Annotated in this window: 10 protein-coding genes; all 10 read right to left on the bottom strand. The window is 71.6% G+C overall.

Translation table 11 applies throughout. The features are described from left to right. Positions 1 to 37: 37 nt before the first annotated feature. Positions 38 to 1,432 (bottom strand): hypothetical protein, encoded by a 1,395-nt coding sequence (locus tag AB0J40_RS34600; RefSeq protein WP_364461712.1) that lies wholly within the window; start codon positions 1,430 to 1,432, stop codon positions 38 to 40. 122 nt (positions 1,433 to 1,554) lie between these two features. Continuing rightward, positions 1,555 to 4,692 carry an amino acid adenylation domain-containing protein gene (locus AB0J40_RS34595; RefSeq protein ID WP_364461710.1) on the bottom strand — a complete coding sequence of 1,046 codons (3,138 nt, stop codon included), beginning with the start codon at positions 4,690 to 4,692 and terminating at the stop codon, positions 1,555 to 1,557. Further along, positions 4,689 to 5,642: a fatty acid desaturase gene (locus AB0J40_RS34590; protein WP_364461707.1), complete on the bottom strand. Its 954-nt coding sequence runs from the start codon at positions 5,640 to 5,642 to the stop codon at positions 4,689 to 4,691. The genes AB0J40_RS34595 and AB0J40_RS34590 overlap by 4 nt, the downstream gene beginning before the upstream one ends. Before the next feature lie 16 nt (positions 5,643 to 5,658). Beyond that, entirely contained in the window at positions 5,659 to 6,747 is a 1,089-nt protein-coding gene (locus AB0J40_RS34585; RefSeq protein WP_364461704.1) for an amidinotransferase, read from the bottom strand. A gap of 41 nt (positions 6,748 to 6,788) precedes the next feature. Beyond that, positions 6,789 to 6,989 (bottom strand): MbtH family NRPS accessory protein, encoded by a 201-nt coding sequence (locus AB0J40_RS34580; RefSeq protein WP_364461701.1) that lies wholly within the window; start codon positions 6,987 to 6,989, stop codon positions 6,789 to 6,791. Between the two features lie 62 nt (positions 6,990 to 7,051). Beyond that, on the bottom strand, positions 7,052 to 8,653 hold the full coding sequence (locus AB0J40_RS34575; protein WP_364461699.1) for a PhpK family radical SAM P-methyltransferase: 1,602 nt from the start codon (positions 8,651 to 8,653) through the stop codon (positions 7,052 to 7,054). A 45-nt stretch (positions 8,654 to 8,698) separates the two neighbouring features. Continuing rightward, positions 8,699 to 9,868, bottom strand: coding sequence for an ATP-grasp domain-containing protein (locus AB0J40_RS34570; protein WP_364461696.1), 1,170 nt, complete (start codon positions 9,866 to 9,868; stop codon positions 8,699 to 8,701). Between the two features lie 10 nt (positions 9,869 to 9,878). Next, on the bottom strand, positions 9,879 to 11,717 hold the full coding sequence (locus tag AB0J40_RS34565) for an ABC transporter ATP-binding protein (RefSeq protein WP_364461694.1): 1,839 nt from the start codon (positions 11,715 to 11,717) through the stop codon (positions 9,879 to 9,881). Positions 11,718 to 11,723: 6 nt separating this feature from the next. Next, positions 11,724 to 13,430, bottom strand: coding sequence for an ABC transporter ATP-binding protein (locus AB0J40_RS34560; RefSeq protein ID WP_364461691.1), 1,707 nt, complete (start codon positions 13,428 to 13,430; stop codon positions 11,724 to 11,726). After that, positions 13,427 to 22,297, bottom strand: a complete 8,871-nt coding sequence (locus AB0J40_RS34555) for a condensation domain-containing protein (RefSeq protein ID WP_364461688.1) — start codon at positions 22,295 to 22,297, stop codon at positions 13,427 to 13,429. The genes AB0J40_RS34560 and AB0J40_RS34555 overlap by 4 nt, the downstream gene beginning before the upstream one ends. Positions 22,298 to 22,304: the final 7 nt, after the last annotated feature.

The raw sequence follows: 22,304 nt of genomic DNA, 5'->3' as shown, positions 1-22,304 counted from the left end.
GTCCGGGCGGCTCGCACCGCCCGGACACCGCCGCCGATCAGCCGGCGACGAACTGCATGACCCACTCACCGCCGCTGTAGGGCGGTGCGGCGACGTTCAGCTCACCGTTGTCCGGGGCCGCCTTCCACGGGCCGAGCACCCGCAGCTGGTAGTTGCCGACCGGCACGCCCTTGAACGTCGCGTAGCCGTTCGCGTCGGTCCGGGCGTACGCGCGGATGTTCCCGTCTTCGAGCAGCACCAGGTTCCGGAACGCCATTCCCTCGCCGGCGTCCGGCGCGTTGTTGCCGTTCTTGTCGAGCCAGACCTGGCCCCGGGAGTCGGCGACCTTGCCGGGCACCTTCGCGGTGACGGAAACGTAGGGCGCACCACCGGTGTGGCCGTCCTGGGCGGTGCAGTCGAGCCCGGTGACGCCGGTGTAGGCCGCCTTGTCGGGCACCTTGCCCGTCGCCGTCAGCACGATCCGCTGTCCCGCGGCGAGCGTGCCCTCGCGGCGCTGGTAGCCGAACGCGCCCCACTGGTCGTCGGTCACCGTCAGCTCCGAGCCGAAGCCGCCCGCGTCGCAGGTGAGGAACAGGCCGGTCAGCGGCTTGGTGCCGGAGTTGGTCAGCGTGACCGTCGCCTTGCCGGTGTCACCGCCGGCGTAACTCGTCTTGTCCAGCGTGAGGGTCTCGTGCAGCACGTCGGACAGCGGACGGGTGGCCGCGACCTCCAACGCCGTGTAGGCGCCCCGGCCGTCGAGCCGCAGGTCCGGCAGGGCCGGGGCGACCCAGCCGCCGGGCAGCTGGTCGAAGCTCAGGTAGGCGGTCCGGGTCAGCGGGAGGCCGTCGTAGGCGAAGTGGCCGGTCGCGTCGGTGGTGGTGTACATCTCGAGCGTCGTGCCGACGCCGAAGAAGCGCACGCGGGCCCCGGCCAGCGCTTCCCCGGGCGACGGCTTGCCGTCGCCGTTGGTGTCCCCGTACAGCACGCCGGCGACCCGTTCGGTGCCGGTCGCGAGCGGCACGGTGACCCGCTGGACGTTGTCGCTGTAGTCGGTGTCGCCCGCGCCGTACACCTCGACGTGCACGACGGAGTCGCCGCGGTACGTCGACCCGAGCTGCCCGGTGAGGTGGAGGGTCCGGGTCTCCCCCTGCGCGATGGTGGCGCCGCCGCCGCTGTCGTCGAGGTCGCCCCACTGGTGCTGGTCGACCCAGAAGTCCGTGCCGGACTCCGAGTAGGCGGTCCCGAAGGCGCCGAAGACGACGGAGTCGCCGATGTTGCTCACGGTCACGTCGAGCCCGACGTACTCGCCCAGGAGCCAGTGACCCTGCTGGGCGACGACGCTGACCTTGAGGTTCGGGCCCGAGTCGGCCAGCGCCGGCGCGGCGCCCAGCCCGGTGATGAGAAGTGCGGCGGCCAGCACGGATGCCGGCCGCGTGAATCTGCCAATGGGCATGGTTTTCTTCCCCCTTTTGGGTTGTAGGGGGAATCTAGGACCGGCCCCCGCGTGCGAGGAGGCCGGAACGTTCCGCTGAGCCGGTAGGGCAACCTTTTTCGGGACTTGTGCGTTATCCCCCCTCACGAGCCTCCCGAAGCGACCTGCTCGCCGGCGGACAGCGGCAACTCGCCGACCACGGCGCCGGGATCGGCCAGTGCCGCGCCGAGCAACGCCAGCAAGCCCTCCTGCCAGCGCTGCGCCGAAGCTTCGTCGAACCGGTCGGCCGCGTACTCGACTTCACCCGCGAATCCGGTGGCGTCCTGCCGCATGCTCCACGTCAGAGCCACCTTCGCCGTGCCCGAGTGGACGAACTGCTCGACGATGTCCAGCCCGTCGATCGCCCCACCGTCCACCGGGGTGGACTGCAGCGCGAACATCGCGTCGAACAGCGGGTTGGCACCGCCCCGCTGACCCGCGCGCGCCACGCTCTCGACGACGTCGACGAACGGCAGCTCCTGGTGGCTCAGCGCCTCCGACAACGCCTCGTCGACCCTCGCGACCAGCTCGCCGAACCGCATGCCCTCGGTGCACCGCACCCGCAGCGCGACGGTGTTGACCAGGTAGCCGATCAGGTCCTCGGTGCCCGGCCGGTTGCGGCAGGCCACCGGCACGCCGACCACCAGGTCGTCCGCGCCGCCGGTCCGGTGCAGGGCCGCGAAGAAAGCCGCGAGCAGCACCGTGACGGTCGTCGTCCCGCAGGCGCGGGCCACGCGGTCGACCGCGGCCGGGTCGACGGCGCCGGTGGGCAGTGCGATGGCGAACCCGGCGGTGCCGACACCTCCGTCCGCGGCGCGGGAGCCGAGGTCGAGGGGTGGCAGATCACCGGCCAGCCGGGCCTTCCAGTAGGCACGCTGCTCGTCCGCTTCGGCGCTCTGCAGCCACCGCTCCTGCCACGCGTGGTAGTCGCCGAGCTGAACCGCCGGCCCGGGCAGCGAGCCGCCGCTGTAGAGCAGCGCGAACTCACGCCAGAAGACGGCCAGCGACCAGGCGTCGAACACCGCGTGGTGCACGTTGAGCAGCCACAGGCACTCGTCCGCTCCGACGCGGAAACAGGCCGACCGCAGCAGCGGGCCGGCCGCCAGGTCGAACGGCCGCGCCGCGTCCTCCCCGGCCAGGCGGGCCGCCTCGGCGAGGTCGGCGACGTCGGTCACCGTGGTCCGGACCGGGCCCGCCGGCCGGACGCGCTGCCACAGCTCGCCGTCCTGGGTTTCGAACACCGTGCGCAGCGCCTCGTGGCGGCCGGCGATCGCGGTCAGCGCCGCGTCCACGCGGTCGAGGTCGAACGGGCCACGGACGCGGTAGCCGACCGGGATCGCGTAGAGCGGCGCACCGCGGTGCACCTGGTCCAGGAACCACAGCGCCCGCTGGCCCCGCGACGCGGGACGCCGGTCGCCGCGGGCACCCGACGGCCCGACCGCGCCCGCCGACGCGGCGCGGCCGTGCTCCCGCTTCACCAGTTCCGCGAGCCCGGCGACGGTCGGCGCCGCCCGCAGCTGCGCGAACGTCAGCGCCACGCCGGTCACCTCGGCGACCCGGCTGAGCAGCTGCAACGCGCGCAGCGAGTCGCCGCCGGCCGCGAAGAAGTCCTCGTCACGGCGGGTGGGCGCGCCGTCGAACACGTCACCGGCGAGGGACACCAGGACCCGCTCCAGCGTCGTCATCCCGGCGGTGCCGGTGCCGCGGGCGCGGGTCGCCGCGACCGGCGGGAGCTGGGCGCGCGCCACCTTGCCGTTCAACGGCGACCGGGGGATGCGGTCCAGCAGCACGATCGCCTGCGGCACCATGGCCTCGGGCAGCCGCCCCGCGAGGTCGGCCCGGATCGCCGCTTCCGACACCGCGTCCCCGGCCTCGACGTAGGCGACGAGCCGCGAGCCGAAGGGCGGGTCCTCGACGGCGACGACCACCGCGTCCTTGACGCCGGCGCAGTGGTGGATGGCGCTTTCCACCTGGCCCGGCTCGACGCGGTGCCCGCGGACCTTGACCTGGCGGTCGGACCGGCCGAGGAACACCAGGGTGCCGTCGGCCAGCCTGCTGCCGCGGTCGCCGGTGCGGTACATGCGCGCACCGGGATCGCCGAACGGATCGGGCCGGAACCGCTCGGCGGTGACCGCGGGGGAAGCGTGGTAGCCGCGGGACAGCACCGGCCCGCCGATCCAGATGTCGCCCGGCAGGCCGTCCGGCACCGGCCGCAGGTCGTCGTCGAGGATGTGGAACACCGCGCCGGCGAACGGGCGGCCGATCGGCACCAGCGCGTAGCCGTCGAGGTCCGGGTCCGCCACCTCGGCCCCGGGGCGGTGCAGTGCCACGCTGATGGTGGTCTCGGTCGGCCCGTAGTCGGAGACCCAGTCGATCCGCTCCGCACCGGGCAGCCGGAACCAGGCGGCCAGCTTCTCGACCAGGATCTTGTCCCCGCCGATGAACACCACGCGCAGGGAAGCCGGCAGGCGGACCAGCCCGGCGGTCAGGTCGTCCACCCACTGGTGCCAGTAGGCGCTGGGGAGGCTGACCATCGTCACGCCGAGCCGCTCGATCAGCTCGGTGAACTCGATGCTGGTGAACCGGCTCCGGTCGGGCATGACGACCGCGGCGCCGGCGAGCCACGCGGGCAGGATCTCCTCCAGTGCGGCGTCGAAGGCGATCGCGGTCGACTGGAGCACCCGGTCCTCGGGCCCGAGCTTCAGCTGGTCGCGCAGGGACGCGCCGTGGTTGGCGAAGCTGGCGTGCGCGACGGCGACCGGTTTGGGCTTGCCGGTGGAGCCGGAGGTGAAGATGCAGTAGGCGAGGTTGGCCGGGTGGACCGCGACCGCCGGGGCGGTGGTGGGCCCGTCGGCCGGATCGGTCCCGGCCAGGTCGACGACCGGCAGCCCATCGGGGTCTACTGTGGACCGTTCATTCCGGACCAGCAGGGTGATCCCGGCATCGGCGATCATCGCCTCGGCGGCGGCGCGGGGCAGTGACTGGTCGATGGGCACGTAGACACCGCCGGCCTTCCACACCGCCAGCATCGCGACCAGCACCTCCGCCGACGGCTCCATGGCCACCCCGACCAGCCGCTCCGGCCCCACCCCGCCGGCCGCGAGCAGGTGGGCGAGCCGGTTGGCCCGCACGTCGAGTTCGCGGAAGGTGAGCGTGCCGCCGTCCCAGACCACCGCGACGGCGTCCGGGGTCGCCGCGGCCTGGGCTTCGATCAGGCGGTGCACGCCGGGGGCGGGCGTCATCCGGCGCGCTCCACTTCGGATTCGTGCAGCAGCGGGCGCTTGCGGTCGAGGAACCCGAGGATCGCGGGAACCGGGCTGACGACGCGGGGCCGCGCGGCCAGCTTCTCCCGGTTCCGTTCGTTGACCTTCGGCATCTGCGACCAGTGCGTACCGGGGCTGAGGTGGTGTTCCTGGTGGTACCCGTCGTTGAACGCGATGAAGTTGTAGAAGCGGTTGTAGTAGCTCACCGAGTCGGACGCGCGGTCCTCGGGGTTCGCGCCGTAGTGCCGGTAGTAGTTCTGCACGTTGACCAGAGCCAGCGCCAAGAAGAACGCGGGCAGATAGCACAGGAGCGTCCACTGCCAGGAGATGACGGCGAACGCGGCCAGGGACAGGCAGTGCGCGGCGCGGTCGGCCCGGACCTGGCGCAGCTCCCGGGTCCGCCGCTGCTCCCGGCGCGAAGCCAGTGACAGCAGCGACTCCTCGCGGGGACCGACCTTCCAGAACCGGACCGTGGAAGCCACGTCCTTGGCCCGGCCGACGACCGAGTCCACCGCTCCGCCGAGTGCGTACGGCAGCAGCGGCTCGTGCTGCCCGTTCTTGCCGCGGCGGTAGGTGGACGACGTGTCGCGGGTGCGGCCGTCGGCGTCCTGCCGGTCGTTGTTGAAGCGGTGGTGGTTGCGGACGTGGCTCAGCTGGTAGGCCTGCACGGACTGGCCGATGTTGACGGAGTTGACCAGCGACACCACGGCGTTGAGCCGGTCGCTGCGGAACCACGGGACGTGCGTGAAGAGGTGCGACACGACGATGATGTTGTAGGTCATCATCAAGGTGAGCAGCACCCCGCCCCCGACCTCGACCGGGAGCGGGGCCGCGTTCCAGGTGCTCGCCAGCGCGAACGTCACCGCGAACTGCGTCAGGCTTATTCCGACGAGGATCGAGTCCTTCGGGGTGTTTCTCCAGATCTTCACCAGTCACCCTCTCCGCTCAGAAATAGGAACACAGGCTGCCGCGCCGCCGCACGTCCACGGTCGCGCAGTGGAAGGACCCGCCGAAGCTGTTGAAAGACCGGAAGGGGCACGGGATCGCGGTCATCCCCCAGTCCTCGGCGAAGCGGCGCATCGGCTCGTCCTGCGCCTCCACCAGCATGCGGTCCTCGTCGATCATGAGCACGTTCATGTTGATCCACTTGCTGGTCATGTACAGCGGGTGCCCGTCCGGGATCACCGGTCGCGGCGCCGTGCGCACTTCCCAGTCCTTGAAGATCTTCGGCACCTCCGGCACCCGGTCGGGGTGGATCAGCAGCTTGCCCGGCGCCAGCGGCATCACGCTCGCGTCGATGTGCATCGGGTGGTCGTCGGCCAGTTCGAGCTCGTGGACCTGGTAGGCGTCCCCCAGGTGCCGACGCACCCACTCGATGCCCATCGCGTTGGTGACGTGGCTGCGCTGGGCGAAGATGTCGCGGCCGCACCGGATGAAGTCGGCCGCGTCGAACGTGGGCTCGAATTCGGTGATCACCGAGCGGAACGGCTCGCCTTCGGGCTGGTCGGTCCAGCCGTCGACGTACAGCTCGTCGGACAGCTCGGGCTTGGGCGGCGAACTCCACCGGGCACCGCGCCGGAAGTACTCCTTGAGCAGCGGCCGGTACGCCGACGCCGCGTGGTGGCGCGACCGCCAGGCCATCGGCGCCTCGATGACGTCGTCGCCGACCACCAGCAGCAGGTCCCGCGGCATCGCGTCGTACAGGCCGGTGCTCGTCCAGCCCGGCGCCCCGTAACTCCGGCTGTGGTCGCGGGGTTCGGGTCTGCGGACGGTGACCCCTTCGCCTTCCAGGATGGCGACGAGCTGGTCGAGCTCGTCGCGCGCGGCCGCGATTTCCCCGGCGGGGAACGGCTGTCCGGCGCGTTCCCGGAACACCGCCCGCTGCTGCGGGGACAGCGGCGCGCCGACTTCGACGTGCCACGGCGGGAAGCGCGCGCCGTCGACGATGCCGACGATCACCTCTTCCAGCGGGTCCCATTCGTTGTAGGCGCTGACCGGGCATTCGGAATCGACCGAGACCTTCGGTCCGGGCATAGCGGCTCCTTCGTGGTCTGATGTCCGCGACGCGGGGCGGTTCAGGCGCCGTGCGCCATGGCGGTGCGCAGGCTCACCGGCCGCATGTCCGTCCACAGCAGGCCGATCCGGTCCAGGCAGGCGGATCGCGGCGCGGGCTCGCCGACCCGCTCCCACCCCGCGGGCGGTTCCCGGTCCGCGGGCCAGATCGAGTACTGGTCTTCGTCGTTGCGGACGACGAACCAGCTTTCCCCAGTGTCCATCGTGAACTACCCCCAGAAGATCGATGTTCGGCGAGCGGTGCCGCCGTTGTCAAGGGGCCGGCTCACGCCGCCGGCGTGAACCGGTAGGCCTCGCGCAGCTTCGCCAGCGCGCCCTCGCTGATCTCGGCGGGCTTGCTGCGCCCGATGTTCTCGGCCACGGCGTCGTTGAACGAGCCGACCACGCGCTTGACCTGCTCCAGGTTCATCCCGCGGCGCATCAGGTAGAAGACGCTCCACAGCTCGAAACCCGTCTGCGGCAACCAGTGCGGGTCCCGCACCGTCGCGAAGAGGTCGTCCACGATGCCGATCGCCGTGTCGGCGTCCATCGTCTTGTGCGACCAGGTGAACATCGACCCTTCGATGCCCAGCTCCTCGCGGCGCTCCCAGACCGGCGTGATCGGGTCCGCGTACCACAGCTGCGCGCGGAAGAAGTCCGGCCGGGCTTCCTCCAGCAGGCCACGCGTTTCGGCCACGGTCTCCTCGGTCTCGCCGGGGAAGCCGACGATCAGGTTCGCGTGGGTGACGATCCCGTTCTTCTTCAGCGCCGGGATGGCCCGGAGGTAGTCGGCCCGCCGCGCGGTCTTGTTCATCGCCTCCAGCATCCGGTCCGAACCGGACTCGACGCCGAGGAAAACCCCTTCGCAGCCGGCTTCCGCCATCAGATCGATGACCTCCTGGTCGCCGTGGTCGCTGCGGTAGAAGCAGTTCCACCGGAAGTCGTACTTCTTGTCGATCATCATGCGCAGGATCTTCTTGAAACGTCCTTTCGGGACGTTGCAGGTGTCGTCGATGAAGGTCAGGTTCGTCACCGACTCGTGCTCCCGGATCCGGTCCAGCTCGGCTTCGACCTGTTTCGGCGAGAGGTACACGTACTTGCCGGCGCGCGCGGGGAACCCGCAGAACGCGCAGGAGTACGGGCACGACTTCGAGATGCGCAGCGAGACGAAGTTGCCGAGCGAGGAGAACCGGCCGTAGTCGACCATGTTCTCGTCGAGCGGGTTCGACTCGAACTCCTTGGGGTTGAAGACGAATTCGCCGCCGTCCCGGTAGATCACGTTCGGCACCCCGCGCGGCTGCCTGCCCTCGCGCAGGGCCGTCAGCACCCGGCCCAGCGCCAGCTCGCCTTCGTTGCTGTCCACGTAGACGTCCGCGCCGAGCAGCGTGAACAGCGCGTTGAGGTCCTTCTTGGACAGCTGCTTGCCGTAGTTCTGGACGAACGGCCCGCCGACGACGACGGTCGTCTCCGGCGAGTGCTCGCGGACGAACCGCACGACCTCCATGACCGGGGTCGGGGTGACGTACAGCGTCGTCGTCACCGCCACGGCGAGCGGCTTCTCGGCGAGTTTCTGCTTGAACTCCTCTTTCTCCTCCTGGAAGAGGTTGACGTAGTCGAACGACAGGCCGTGCCGGCTCAGGAACGAGCCGAGGTAGGTGATCGTCGGCCAGAGGAACTCGAAGTTGTGGTAGCGCCGCGTGTCGCCGCGGGCGTCCGGCACCTCCAGCCGGTTGAAGATGTCGAGCGCCCGCATGGGCGTGCCGTCCCACTGCACGTAGCTCAGGGCGAGGTCCCGGAAGGCACCCGAGTCCGTGCCCATGCGTTCCACCATTTCGACGTGGGTCGGGAAATGGCCGTCGTTGTGCCCGACTATCAGGCAGTCCACCATGGTGCGCTCCTCACTTTCCTTGTTCCGCCGTCCGGTTGCTGGTTCCTACCTCCACTTGATGCCGTCGTCGAGAACGCCGGCGACGGTGCGGTAGCGCTCCCCGAGCTCCGCCAGGGACGCGCCGTCGAGCCAGATGTCGAAGACCCGCCCCAGTGAGCCGGTCCGCCAATCGAGCTCGTCCTTGCGCACGCGGTCCACGCCGAACACCCCGGGAAGGGCACGCAGTTCGCGGATCGGCGGCGCTTCGGCCACGGCGGTGGCGCCCACCGGCGGCTGCACCCAGACCACCATGGCCAGCCGGCCCGGCGCGCCGAACCCGCCGGACAGCGGGTCGCCCAGCGCGGTGTCCACGGCGAGGCGGACCGGGTCGGCACCCGTCGCCCGCGGGACCAGCCGCTCCAGCGCACCGCCCAGCCGTCCGTTCACCTCGATGACCTGCGGCCCACCGGGCGTCATCTTGATCTCGGTGTGCACCAGGCCGATCGTGATCCCGACCGCCTTGACGGCGCGTTCCGCCAGGTCCGTGACCGCGGCCGCGGTCTCGCCGCCGGGGAGCACCGGGAAGACGACCCCGCCTTCCCGGAACGGCGGTGCCGGCGGCAGCCGCGCGCTCATCCCGAGGTGCCGGATCGCGCCGCCGGAAACGACGCTTTCCACCGAGAGGTAGTCGGCCAGCCAGTCCACTTCGTACAGTGGGGCGCCGGGGAGGTATTCCTCCGCCACGTAGGCGACGCCGGGCGTGAGCTCGGCCAGCCGTGCGGTCAGCTCGTCCCTCGACGCGACGAACACGGCGTCCTTGCTGGCGGCACCCACGTCCGGCTTGACCACGGCGGGAAACGGGACATCGGCCGGCAGCGCAACGGTTTCCCGCCGCTCGAGGGCGAAGCCGAAGGTGCGGACGTTGCCGACGTCGGCGGCGTTCAGGCACCGGCGCTGCTTCAGCTTGCTCCGGAGCACCGCGCACGTTTCCCGGCTGTTGTAGGGAAGACCGAGGGCTTCGGCGATGGCCGCCGCGAACTCCATCGTCGAGTCGGAGAACGTGACGACACCGTGCGGCTCGAGCGGTGCGAGCTGCTCCAGCACCCGCGGCAGGTCCCCGTGGTGCGCCACGACCGGCGCCAGCTCGCGCAGCATCGGCACGGCGGGCGCGATCCGCCCGTCCCGCTCGTCGACGAGGAAGGCGAAGCCGGTCCGCCCCTCGCAAGCCGCCGCCACCCGGACCGGGCTAGCGGCTCCCCGGGTATAGGGAACTATCAGCATCGCGTGCCTTCCCTGCTAGTTCTTGCCCGTCGGCGGGCGCGCCGTGCCAGGACGACCAGAGCCGTGCGTAGGCACCCCCCGTTTCGATCAGCTCGGCGTGCGAGCCGAGCTCCACCACCCGGCCGTCCTCGACGACGGCGACGCGGTCGGCGTCGAAGGCGGTGTGCAGCCGGTGCGCGATCGCGATCACCGTCCGGCCGGCCACCAGTGCGTTGAGCGACCGCTCCAGGTGCCGCGCCGACGTCGGGTCGAGCACCGACGTCGCCTCGTCCAGGACGAGGACCTCCGGGTCCGCGATGACGAGCCGGGCGATGGCCAGCTGCTGCGACTGCGCCGGGCTCAGGCCGGTGCCGCCGGCGCCCACGACGGTGTCCAGCCCCTCCGGCAGCGCCTTCACCCACTCCTTCGCGTCGACGGCGTCGAGCGCCGCCCAGATCGCCTCGTCGTCGGGAGCGCTGCCGGGTCTCGCCGCCAGTTCCAGGTTCTCCCGCAGCGTGCCGCCCAGGACGTACTGCTCGTGGCTCACCAGGGCCACCCGGCCGCGCAGCTCGTCGAGGGGCAGCTCGATCAGCGATGTACCGCCGAGCCGCACCGAGCCGGAGCCGGGGCGGTGGATCCCCGCCATCAGCCTGCCGAGGGTGGACTTGCCCGCCCCGGACGAGCCGACGATCGCCAGGCGTTCCCCCTGCCTGACGGTGAGGTCGACGCCGTGCAGCACGTCCGGGCCGTCGTCGTAGGCGAAGGTCACCTTGTCGACGACGAGGTTCCGTTCGCCGTCCGGCGTTCGCTCGTCGGCCGCGTGCGCCCGGACCTCGCGGTCCGGCGGCACCTCCGCCACGCCGATCAGCCGCGCCAGCGACACCAGGCTCGTCTGCACCGTGTAGAGCCAGTCCCGCGCCTGGGCGAGGGGCTGGGCGATCTGCTGCGTGTACAGCACGACCGCGGTCACGACCCCCAGGTCGGCCCAGTCGTTGACGTAGAAGTAGCTGCCCAGCAGCAGCGCGGCGATGGTCGGCAGCCGGTAGCCGAACTCGACGGACGGCAGGAAGACCGTGCGCAGCCGCAGCGTCCCGATGTCGGCGTCGTACGTGCCCTTGACGGACGCGTCGCCCGCCTCGATCCGCCGGTCCTGCAGGCCCAGCGCCTCGATCGTCGCCGCGCCGGCCGTCGACGCCGCCAGCTGCTCGGTCACGTCGGCCGCGGCCGCGTTGTAGGCGAGGTAGGCGGCGGTCGAGCGGCGCACGTACCAGCGGGTGGCCAGCACGACCGGGGGCACCGCGACAAGCATGACCAGCGCCAGCCCCGGCGAGGCCACGAGCATGCCGACGACGGTCAGCGAGACCGTGAGGACGGCGGTCACGATCGCCGGCAGCGCGTACTGCGCCGCTCGTCCCATCGAGTCGATGTCGCGGGAGGCCCGGGAAATGAGGTCACCCGACCCGGCGGCTTCGGCGGTCGACAGCGGCACGGCGAGGACGCGCTCGACGAACTCTTCGCGCACCTCGGCCAGCACGGCCTGGCTGAGCTTGCCGCCCTGCACGGTCGCGCCGCGGATGAGCAGGGCCTCCAGCACGACGAAAGCCAGCAGCGCCAAGGCGATCCCGGTCACGTGCGCGACGGTCGTCCCGGCCACCACCGTCTGCACGAGGTCGCCGAGCAGACGGGGGCCGACCAGCGCGGTCGCGGCCGCGGCCGCGTTCATCCCGATCGCGCCGGCGAGCAGCCGCGGGTGGCTCCGCAGCGCCTTCAGCGCGTACCGGCGGGCCGACTTCGGGTCGGCGATGGGGAGGATCTTGACGGACACCGTGGCTCACTCCCCGCCGCGGTCGACGACGGACCGGTAGGCCGGGCAGCCGGCGAGCAGTTCGCGGTGGGTGCCCACGGCGGTGACCACGCCGTCCTCCACCATGCAGACCCGGTCGGTGTGGTCCAGCACCAAAGCGCTCGAGGTGAAGACCACCGTGGAGCGGCCCCGGCGGTGCTCGGCGAGCCGCTCGGCGATCCGCGCCTCGGTCAAGGCGTCCACGGCGCTCGTCGGTTCCACCACGACCAGCGTCTCCGGGTCGGCGGCCAGGACGCGGGCGAGCCGGAGCCGCTGCTGCTGGCCGGTCGAGAGGTTCTTCGCCCCGTTCTCGAGCACGGTCTCCAGGCCGTCGTCCAGACCGCTGATGATGTCGACGGCGGCGCTGGCGTGGATGGCCTTGGCCAGATCGGCCTCGCGGCCGGGCGGGGTGAGCTCGCGGGCGAGCGGGCCGCCGAAGAGCGTGTCCTCGTTGCGCGCGAGCACGATGCGCTTGCGCAGCCACGGCAGCGGCAGCTCCGCCAAGGGCACGCCCCCGAGCGCCGGGCTGCCCGAGTCGGTGAACCGGGTCAGCCGCCGCGCGAGGCCGTCCGCGTCGGCCGCGTCCGCGCAGACGACCCCGAGCAGGCCGGTCCGCGGCACGCTCAGCTTCGACCGGCCGTCGGTGAGCCGCGCGGTGGCGGCCGTCGCCGCGGGTGGCGGATCGGCGGGCACCATGGGGAACTCGGGTGCCAGCCGCAGGAAACCGGCGACCTTCCCGGCCGCCACGTACGCGCCCGTCATCGCGTTCGCCGCCTGCCCCAGCACCGAAAGCGGGAGGGTGAGGAAGGTGGCGTAGCCGTAGAAGGTGATCATGTCGCCGACGGACAGCTCGTCCTTGATCACGAACGTCGCCGCGAGCCAGGTGACCACGGTCGCGAACACCTTGGGCGCGAGCACCTGCATGGAGTCGAACCACGACTGGACGCGGGCCACCTGCTCCCCGGCCGTGCGCAGGCTCTGCGACTTCTCGCGGTAGCGCCGCCCGAAGGACCGTTCGCCGCCGATGCCGCGCAGCACCCGCAGGCCCGCGGTGATGTCGACGGCCATCGCCGTCAGCTGGGACTGCGTGCTCCGGTAGCCGGATTGCCGCCGGTGCAGGACCTTCGTGAGGTAGGCGGTCGTGGCCATCAGGACCGCGGTGCCGAGGAAGACGGTCAGGCCCAGCGGAAGGGAAACGCTGAACATGATCACGCCCACCACGCAGATGGCCCCCACCGCGCCGACGGTGATCGAGAGGTTCTGGAAGCCGCCGCTGATCGACATGATGTCGGAACTGCCGATGGTCGCGACCTCACCGCCGGCCACCACCTTCGGCAGCGTCGCGCCGAGCTTGACGACGTGCCGGGTCACCACCTGGACCGTCCGGTATTCGGCGGCGTAGACGTTGGCCATCGCGCTGCGGTGCCGGCACAGCCCGGCGCCGATGGTGAACGCCGTCAGCAGCAGCGCCAGCATGGTCCAGCGGAGCAGTTCGCCGGCGTCCTTGTGCGCGATACCGGATCCGATGGCCTGGCCCAACACGGCGGGCATCAGGGAGAGCGAAACCATCCACAGCACGCCCCACCACGCACCCGACGCCACCGACTGCCATTGCCGGCGGCACAGCCACAGCAGGTACCGCGCCGCGGAACGGTTGTCGGGAATGCCCGGATCGGGCACCGGATATTTCTTCACGCTTCCCTCATTGCTCGGACGGGCTGGTCCGGTCGCGTCAGACCCCACGCGAGCCACCGGCCGAAATCGTCGACGAGATCGTGCACGGTGGCGGGCGACAACGCCGACTTGTCGTATTCCCAGTAGGTGTGCAGCCGCCCCTCCACCATTTTGACATCGACGATCAGGTCGAGTTTCGGCTCCCGGGTCGGGAGCAGGATCCGCTTCGCCGGCACACCGGCGAAGTCGAGGACACTGCCGCCTTCGTCGTGGTAGGAAAGCATGATCTCATAGAGAGCACGGCCCCGGCCGTCCCGGTGGGAAGCGCGGGCGTTCACCACTTCTTCCACCCGGAAGTCGGTCCGGGTGAGGGCGTCGGAGATCCGCAGGTGGTTGTCGCGCACGATTTCGGCGAACGTCGAGGCGCCGCCGCCCGCGGTCGTCCGCATCGGCAGGGTTTCCATGAACAGGCCGACGGTCTCGCGGTAGGTCGCGTCGAGCCGGTTGGTGACGGGAACCCCGACGACGACCTCCGGTTCGGAGCTCATCGCGCAGACGGCGAGGGCGAGTGCACTGTGGACGACGTTGAACTGCGTGACCCCGAACCGGCGGCACGTTTCGCCCAGCCGGTCGAGGAGTTCGCCTTCGAGCACGCGGTGGACGACACCGGCCGGTTCACCGGCGGGGCTCTCGGCCCCGGCTCGGGGCAGACCGTGCCCGCCCGGGATTCCCGCCAGGGTTTCGATCCACCACTCCGTGTTGGCCTTCGCGCTCTCACTGGACATCCCGGCCGCGTACTGTCCGAACGGGACAGCCGGGCCGGGTTCGGCCGTCCCGGTGGCCACGATCTCCGCGTAGCACCGGGTCAGGTCCGTCAGGACCACCTTCTCCGACCAGCCGTCGAAGACGATGTGGTGCACGGCGATCTGCAGGTCGGCGGAACCGTCCGGCAGGCGGTGGATGAACGTCCGGCTCAGCGGCCCGCGGAAGACGTTGACCGCGCTGTCCCGCCGCGCCAGGATCCGCGCGAGCGAATCGTCGCGGTCGTGGCACCGGACGATTTCCACGCAGTCGCCGCTCGCGATCGCCTCGCCCGGCACGAGCACCGGGAACCCGGACGATTCCGAGATCTGGGACTTGAGAATCGGGTGCCGGTCCAGCACCGCGATGACGGCGGAGCGGAGGTGGCCGACATCGATGCCCGCCTCGATGTGGAAGCAGAGCGAAATCGCGTGGTCCGCCCCGGTGCCCAGCTTTTCCAGGAAGAGGAACCGCCGTTGCGCGTCGGTCAGCTTGACCTCGCCGCGCTCGTTCGCCGCCGGGACGACGTCCGGTGCGGGCACCGCGGCCGAATCGGGCGTGATCAGCGCGCACTGCTCGTCGAGCGTCACGTGGCGGTAGAGCATGTCGAGCGTGACGCCGGCCTCGAACTCCTCGTTCACGCGCATCAGCAGCAGCGTCACCAGCAGCGAATTCCCGCCGAGGGAGAAGAACGAGGCATCCGTCGGCAGCTCGCGGGCCGCGCCGAGGACCTGCTGCCAGATCGCGGACAGCCGGCCCAGGACGTCGCTCGGCCCGGTACCGGTGCCCGGCTCGGCCGCCGGCTCCGGCGGGGTCGTCAGCTTCCGCACGTCGACCTTGCCGTTGGCGGTCAGCGGCAGCTCGTCGAGCAGGGTGATGACGTCCGGCACCATGTAGCTCGGCAGGGTGCGCCGCAGGGTGGTGCGCAGCTCCGCCTCGCGCTCCGGGGTCCGCGGCATCGGCGTGGCGGGCACGATGTACGCGCACAGCCGCCTGCCGTCCTCGGACACCGCGCAGGCACAGGCGAGGACCTCGTCGACGCCGGCGATCGCCGCCTCGACCTCGGCCAGGCTGATCCGGAACCCCCGGATCTTGATGTCGTCGTCGCGGCGGCCGTGGTAGCGGAACCCGGTCCCGGCGAACGAGGCGACATCGCCGGTGTAGTAACCCGGTGCACCGCCCAGCGCCGGTACCGCCCGGAACCCGCTCTCGCCTTGGCTGCCGAGGTAGCCGGACGCGAGCGAGGCACCGGTGACGACGATTTCGCCGCGCTGGTGCGGCACGCAGACCATCCCCCGGTGCAGCACGGCTACCGTGGTGTTGCAGATCGGGGTGCCGATCGGCACCGAGCCTCGCCGGGTGTCGCGCTCCGCCACCTGGTGCACGACGCACCCGACGGTCGCCTCCGTCGGGCCGTACTCGTTGAAGAAGCTGCTTTCCCCGAACGCCGTGAACCAGGGCGCGACGACGGCGGCGCTCAGGTCCTCGCCCCCGATGACGAAGACGTGCCGGGCGTCCGAGGGCTGCCGGGTGGCCCCGACGTTCGCCAGCGCGACCAGGTGCGACGGCGTCAGCTTCAGCAGCAGCCGGGCGCCGCGCTGCCGCCCGAGCACCCGCTGGAGACCACCGATTTCCCGGCCTTCGTCCACCAGTTCCAGGGTCAGGCCGGCGGTCAGCGCGAAGAGCGTCGTGGTGACGGTCGCGTCGAAGGACTGCGGACTGGCCACCACCGCGACCTGTGGCCGCGGCCCGAGGTAGGTCGCGGTGCAGTGCGCCAGGTAGTTCAGCACCGCCCCGTGGCTGACGGCCACGCCCTTCGGCCGGCCCGTCGAGCCGGAGGTGAAGATCACGTAGCACGGGTCGTCGTGCCCGACCGCCACCCGTGGCCCGGCCGACGGCGTGCCGGTTGCCGGGATCTCGCGCCGGCGCACGACGACGACGTCACCCGGATCGGCGGGCAGCCCGCCGTCTTCGGTGACGGCGAAGCCGATGTGGTGTTCGCGCAGGAGCGCCGGGGCGTTCAGCCGCAGGTACTCCGAATCCATCGGCACGTACGCCGCGCCGAGCTTGTTGACGGCCAGCATCGTCACGAGGAACTCGGCGGACCGCGTGAGGCAGACGGCCACCAGGTCGCCCTTGCCGACGCCCTTTTCCCGGAGGAGGGCGGCCAGTGCGGCCGATCGTGCGTCCAGTCCGCGGTAGTCGTCGGCGCCGCGGACCGCGGGGTGGTCCGGCCGAGCGGCCGCCCTGCGCGCGAAGGCGTCGAGGTAGCTGCGGTCCGTCAGGGGTACCTCCGGGCCGCTCAGCACCGCGCCGCCGGCGTCGGTGCCGAATTCGAGCCGCTCCAGCGGCACCGCGGGGTTGCCCACCGCGGTCTCGACGAAGGACGCGAAGAGCTTCGCCATGCCTTCGATGCGGTGCGCCGAGAACAGGTTCTTGTGGTACTCCCAGAAGATCACCAGCCTGCCGTCGGTCACCCGCGAGTTGAGCAGCAGGTCGAACTTCGACTCGACCGTCGCCGCCTTGATCGGCCGGGCCCGGCAGTCGTGGAACGCGAACTCGCTCGGCCCTTCCGGCTGGAGGGCCAGCATGATCTGGAAGATCGGGTTCATGCCCGAGACGCGTTCCGGGTTGACGTGCTCGACGAGCCGGTCGAACGGGACGTGCCGGTGCGCGAACGCGTCCCGGAAGAACGCCCACTCCGCGGCGACGAGGGAGTCGAAGGACTTCGTCCAGTCGATGCGGTGCCGGATCGGCACCGTGTTGACGTACATGCCCATCGCCGCGCTGTCGGCCTCGGTCTCCCGGCAGTCGAAGGGGGCCCCGATGACGACGTCGTCCTCACCGGACAGGAACGAGAAGAACAGGCCGGCGAGGGCGTTGAACACCACGAACACGGTGGTCCCGTGCCGCCGCGCGAGTTCGGTGAGGGCGTCCGTGGTCGCCGCGGACAGCTCCGAGCGCAGGGATTCGCCGTCGTGGGCGGTGCGAGCCGAGCGCTCGCCGTCCAGCGGCAGCGAGTGCCGCACGGGCGCGCCCACCAGCTGCCTCGCCCAGAACTCCAGGCTTTCGGGCCCGGGCCACTCGGTCCCGGCCAGGTACCTGAAGAAGGTGGCGCCGTCGTCGCGCCAGCGCGGCGCGCGGCCCCGCAGGACGGCCTCGTAGCAGTTCCGCAGGTCTTCGATGAGGACGGCTTCGGACGCGCCGTCGGTGATGATGTGGTGGATGCACACCATCAGGTAGTGGGTGCCGGGCGACGCGGTGACGAGGGCGGCCTCGACGAGCGGCCCGGTTTCGAGCTCGAAGGGGCGGTTGATCCGCTCCATGAGGATGCGCTCGGCGCGCTCCCGGGTCAGACCGGGGATCTCCATCTGCGACAGCGTGAAGTCCATGCTGTCGCGCAGCCGGAGGAAGACCGTGCCGTCCTCTTCGCGGAAATGGCTCCGCAGCACCCCGTGGTGCGCGACGACCTGTTCGAACGCCGTCCGGAGCGCGGTGACGACCAGCGGACCCGTCAGCTCGAGCAGCAGCGTCGTGTTGTAGAGCGTCGACGGGCCCGACGCCTTCGCGATCGTCCAGAACCGTTGCTGCAGCGGGGAAATCGGCAGTTCACCGGCGAACGCACCGCCGGGCGCGACGGGACGGCCGGTCTCGTCCCGGCTCGACTCGACGAGCTCGGCGAAGTCGCGCAGCCGCGGCCGGTCGAAAACGGACTTCGCGCGCAGCTCCCGGCCGAACGCCCGGTTGACGGCGTGCACGTAGCGGGCCGCCAGCAGGGAGTGCCCGCCGATCGCGAAGAAGTCGCTCTCGCGGTCGATCCGCGCGGTCGTGCCGAGCAGTTCCCGCAGGATCCCCGCCAGCGTGGCCTCCGTCTCGCCGACGAGTTCGCCGAGCGCACCGGCCGTCTCCTGCCGGGCCGCGAGCGAGCGCAGGGCGTGGTGGTCGAGCTTCCCGGTCCGGGAAAGGGGGAACGCCGGCACCACGACGATCCGGTCCGGGCGCAGGTGCGCGGGGAGCGGTTCGACCGCTGCCGCGGCGGCGCGGGAGGCCGGCCCGCCGTCCGGCTCGCTCGCGGTGGGGGTGCTGCTCAGGGGCGTGCTCCGCCGCTCGGACCGGCTGGCGACGGCCGCGCTGTCGGCGTACTCCGCGGCGCCGGGCCGGAAGAGCACGACGTCGAGCTCGCTGACCGACCCGCTGTCGTCCCGCGCGTAGTGCGCGCTGGTCCGCAGCCCGTACGCGGCCGCGGTCGTCCGGAGCCGGTCGAAGGCCTGGTCCGGCTCGGCCGGTCCCGGTGCCACCAGGCCCGCCTTCGCCTTGCGGAGCCGGTCGCAGTGGCCCGCGGTCCGCGGGTTGCGGACGCCCCGGACGACGACCGTGTCGACCTCGCCGCCGGCGAGCGCCTGCCACAGCCCGTCGGACTCGCCGAGGTCGCCGTGGCGCTCCTCGACGACCTCCGGCCGGTGCAGCCGGCCGGGCTCCTTGGTCAGGACGACGTCGTAGCGGAAATCGAACAGTTCGTTGGCCACGGGACCGACCCGGGGCAGGACGCTCACGCCGGCCACGCTGTCGCGCCGCGCGGCGAAGCCGCTCCAGTACCCGTCGGAGATCAGGAGTTCGCCGACCTGCCCGGCGTGGGCCTGCGCGGCCTGCAGCCGTTCGAGGGCATCGCTTCGCGGATCCCGCGAGTCCACTATGGACAAGCTGAACTCGTCCAGCAGGTCGTAGTTGCGGACGTCCCCGACGAAGACGTGACGCACGCTTTCGACGGCGAGCACCTTGTCCAGCACGGCTTCCAGGTAGTCCAGGTCCGGGAAGTACTGGACGACCGAGTTGACGACCACGGTGTCGACGCCGGCCGCGCGGATGCGGTCGACGTGCCGGTCGATGTCGATCGCCTCGCAGGTGAAGAACGACAGCGGACCGGTCTCGATCTTCCGGGCGTTCTCGGTGTTCCTCGCGATGATCTGCGGGGAGAAGTCGCAGGCAAGGTAGCTGTCGACGCGGCGGCTCAGCGGGTAGGCGATGATGCCGAGTCCGCAGCCGATCTCCAGGACGCTCTTCGGTTCGAGGGCGGAAATCCGTTCCAGCACGTTGGAAAGCCAGTGGCGCATCTGGTCTTCGGGCAGCTTTTCGCCGGTGTAGGAGCTGACCCAGCCGGACACGTTGAACTCGATGTCCCCGGTCACGCGCTCGGCGTAGGCGAAGTCGTAGACCTCCCGCCACTGCTCGACGATCGCGGCGGCGTCGATCTCCGGGGTCGCCCGCGCCGAGTCGTCCGGCTGGACGAACGCCACCATCCGGTCGCCGGTGAGCAGGACCTCGGCCCGGCCCACGCCCTCCGCGGCCTCCAGCGCGGCCTTCACCTCGCCGAGTTCGACGCGGTACCCGCGGACCTTCACCTGGCTGTCCCGCCTGCCGAGGAACACCAGCCCGCCGTCGTTGCGCTGCCGGACCCAGTCCCCCGTCCGGTAACCGCGTCCGTCCGGCCCGGTGAAGAATCCGCCCGCCGCCTCGCCGAGGTAACCGGCGGCGACCTGGGCGCCCCGGATCACCAGTTCGCCCGCCGTACCGAAGGGCGCCGGGGCACCGTCCGCCGTCTCGATCGCGTAGCCGACCGCCGGCAGCGGCCGCCCGATCGGCAGCGCGCGGGTGTCCGGCGGGTCGTGCACGTCCGCGACGAAGACCCCGACCGTGGTCTCCGACGGCCCGTAGTGGTTGTACACCGCGACCGAGGCCGGTACGTCCCGCAGCGCCCGGATCACCGCGGGCGAGGCCGCCTCTCCCCCGAGCACCAGGACCTTGCCGGGCAGCAGCTCGGTGACGGGGTGCGTCTCGAGCAGGGCCTCCAGGTGGGTCGGGGTGATCTTCAGGACGTCGGTGCCGTGCCGGCGCAGGAAGCCGCGCAGGGCGGCGCCGTCGAGGACGTCGTCCCGGGCCGCGATGTCCAGCCGCCCGCCGGTGGCGAGCGCGCCGAACAGGACCGTGTTGCCGAAGTCGGTCGTCACGCTCGACTGCCAGCAGTACCGCGCGCCCGCGGGCAGCCCCAGCCTGCCGATCACCCCGCCCAGGTACGCGCGCAGGTTCCCGTAGGTGACCCGCACGCCTTTGGGCCGCCCGGTCGAGCCCGACGTGAACACGTAGTAGAGATCGGCGTCCCCGGCCGCCGGCACCCGCGGGCCGGCGTCGTCCGCGGCCAGGGTCCGCACGTCGAGCACGGTCAGCAGGCAGTGCGGCTTGGCGGCCTCGAGCACCGCGGCCCGCCGGGCCGCGCCGTCCTCGGGGTCGACGACGAGGTACGAGCCACCGATCGCCATGACGGCCGCGATCGCCTGCACCAGCTCGACCGACCGCGGCAGTTCGAGGGCGAACACGCCGCCCGGCCCGTACTTCCCAGCGAGCGCCGCGCCGAGCTCACCGGCCCGTCGCGCGAGTTCGCCGTAGCTCAGGTGCCGGGTACCGTCGCTCACGGCGATCCGGCCCGGCTCCTCGGCCGCGACCGCCTGGATCCGTTCGAGGACGTCGATCTCGTCGGCCGTCCCGGGGTTTTCGGTGTGGACCGCCCCGCCGGTCAGCGACGTCCTCAGGTCCGCGACGGAAACGCCGATGCCGCCGGAGACGACCTCGATGATCCGCGCGAGCCAGCCCGCCCACCGCTCGACGGTCTCCTGTTCGAAGAGGCTGCCGTCGTAGACCCAGAGGATCTCCCGGTCCCGGCCCGCCTCGCCCGAGACGAAGACCTCCAGGTCGAACCGGCTGCGCTGCTGGACGTCCGGCAGGACGTCGACCGCCACCCCGGGCAGGCTCGGCCCGGCCGCGCCGAAGTTCTGCAGGGCCAGGACGATCTGGAAGAGGGGCGACCGGTCGGTGCGCTCCCCGGCCACCGCTTCCACGACCCGTTCGAAGGGCACCTGCTGGAAGGCGTAGCCGAATTCGATCTCGGCCAGCTCGGCGGCGAGCACCTCGCCGAACGTCCGCTCCGGCCGGACCGCGGACCGCACCGCGATCATGTTGACGAAGAAGCCGATGGTGTCCTGGATGTCCGGCAGCTCGCGGTTCGCGATCGGGCTGCCGATGATCGTCTCTTCCCGGCCGCTGACGATCGCGACGAGGATCGCGAGGGCGGTGTGCAGCCCGGCGAACTCGTTCGCCCCGGCGGCCACGCAGTTCTTCACGAAACTGTCGTAGGTGTCCCCGGCGACGGGCCGCCGGACGAGGACGCCGGCGACCTGGCTCGGCGCGTCGCGGCTGCCGTCCACCGGCAGGCCGTGCACCAGCGGCGCGCCGTCCAGGCGCTCCCGCCAGCGATCCGCCAGCGTGTCCAGGACGTCCCCGGTCAGCACCCGGCGCTGCCAGCGCGCGTAGTCCACATAGGAACAGCCGGCGTCCGCGGGACTCGCGTCCGGCGTTTCGTAGAACCGGCGGAGCTGCCGCCAGACCAGCGGCATCGACCAGCCGTCGCACGCGATGTGGTGGATGTTCAGGACCACATAGGACACACCGGGGCCGGTGATCAGCCGGCACCGCACCGGGATCTCCCCGCCGAGGTCGAAGCGGTGGCCCGCCTCGGCCAGCTGGGCCGCCCGCGCCCTCGCCAGTGCGTCCTCGGCCGTGTCCGCTTCCTCGTGGCCGATCGCCAGCTCGGTGTCCAGGACGAGCTGGCCGGTCGCGTCCCCCGCCATCCGGTAGACCGTGCGCAGGACGTCGTTCTCGGCGACCACGCGACGCAGCGCCGCACAGAGCCGTCCGGAGTCCACGTCCCCGCGGATGCGCACCACCGTGACCGAGTTGTACTCCTCGGACCGTTCGGCGATCTCGTCGAGCAGCCACAGCCGCTCCTGCTGGTAGCTCAACGGCGCCGGCGCACCGCTTTCGGCATCGGCCGTGCCGATCCCCGGCGACTGGGCCAGCAGGTGCGCGATGATCTCGGCCTTGTTCCGCCGGACGAACGCGGCTTCGGCCGGCGTCGGCCGGCCGGGACCGGCCGAGGTGAGCCGGCCGCCTTCCAGGCGGAACCGCACCCCGCGGCGGCCCAGCTCCTGGACGAAGGACAGGACGTCCTGGCCTGCGCCATCGGGCACCATCGCCATCTGCTGC

Source organism: Amycolatopsis sp. NPDC049691 (assembly GCF_040675005.1).
In the GTDB taxonomy this organism is placed as follows: Bacteria; Actinomycetota; Actinomycetes; order Mycobacteriales; family Pseudonocardiaceae; genus Amycolatopsis.
This window is presented reverse-complemented; position numbering and strand designations above follow the sequence as displayed.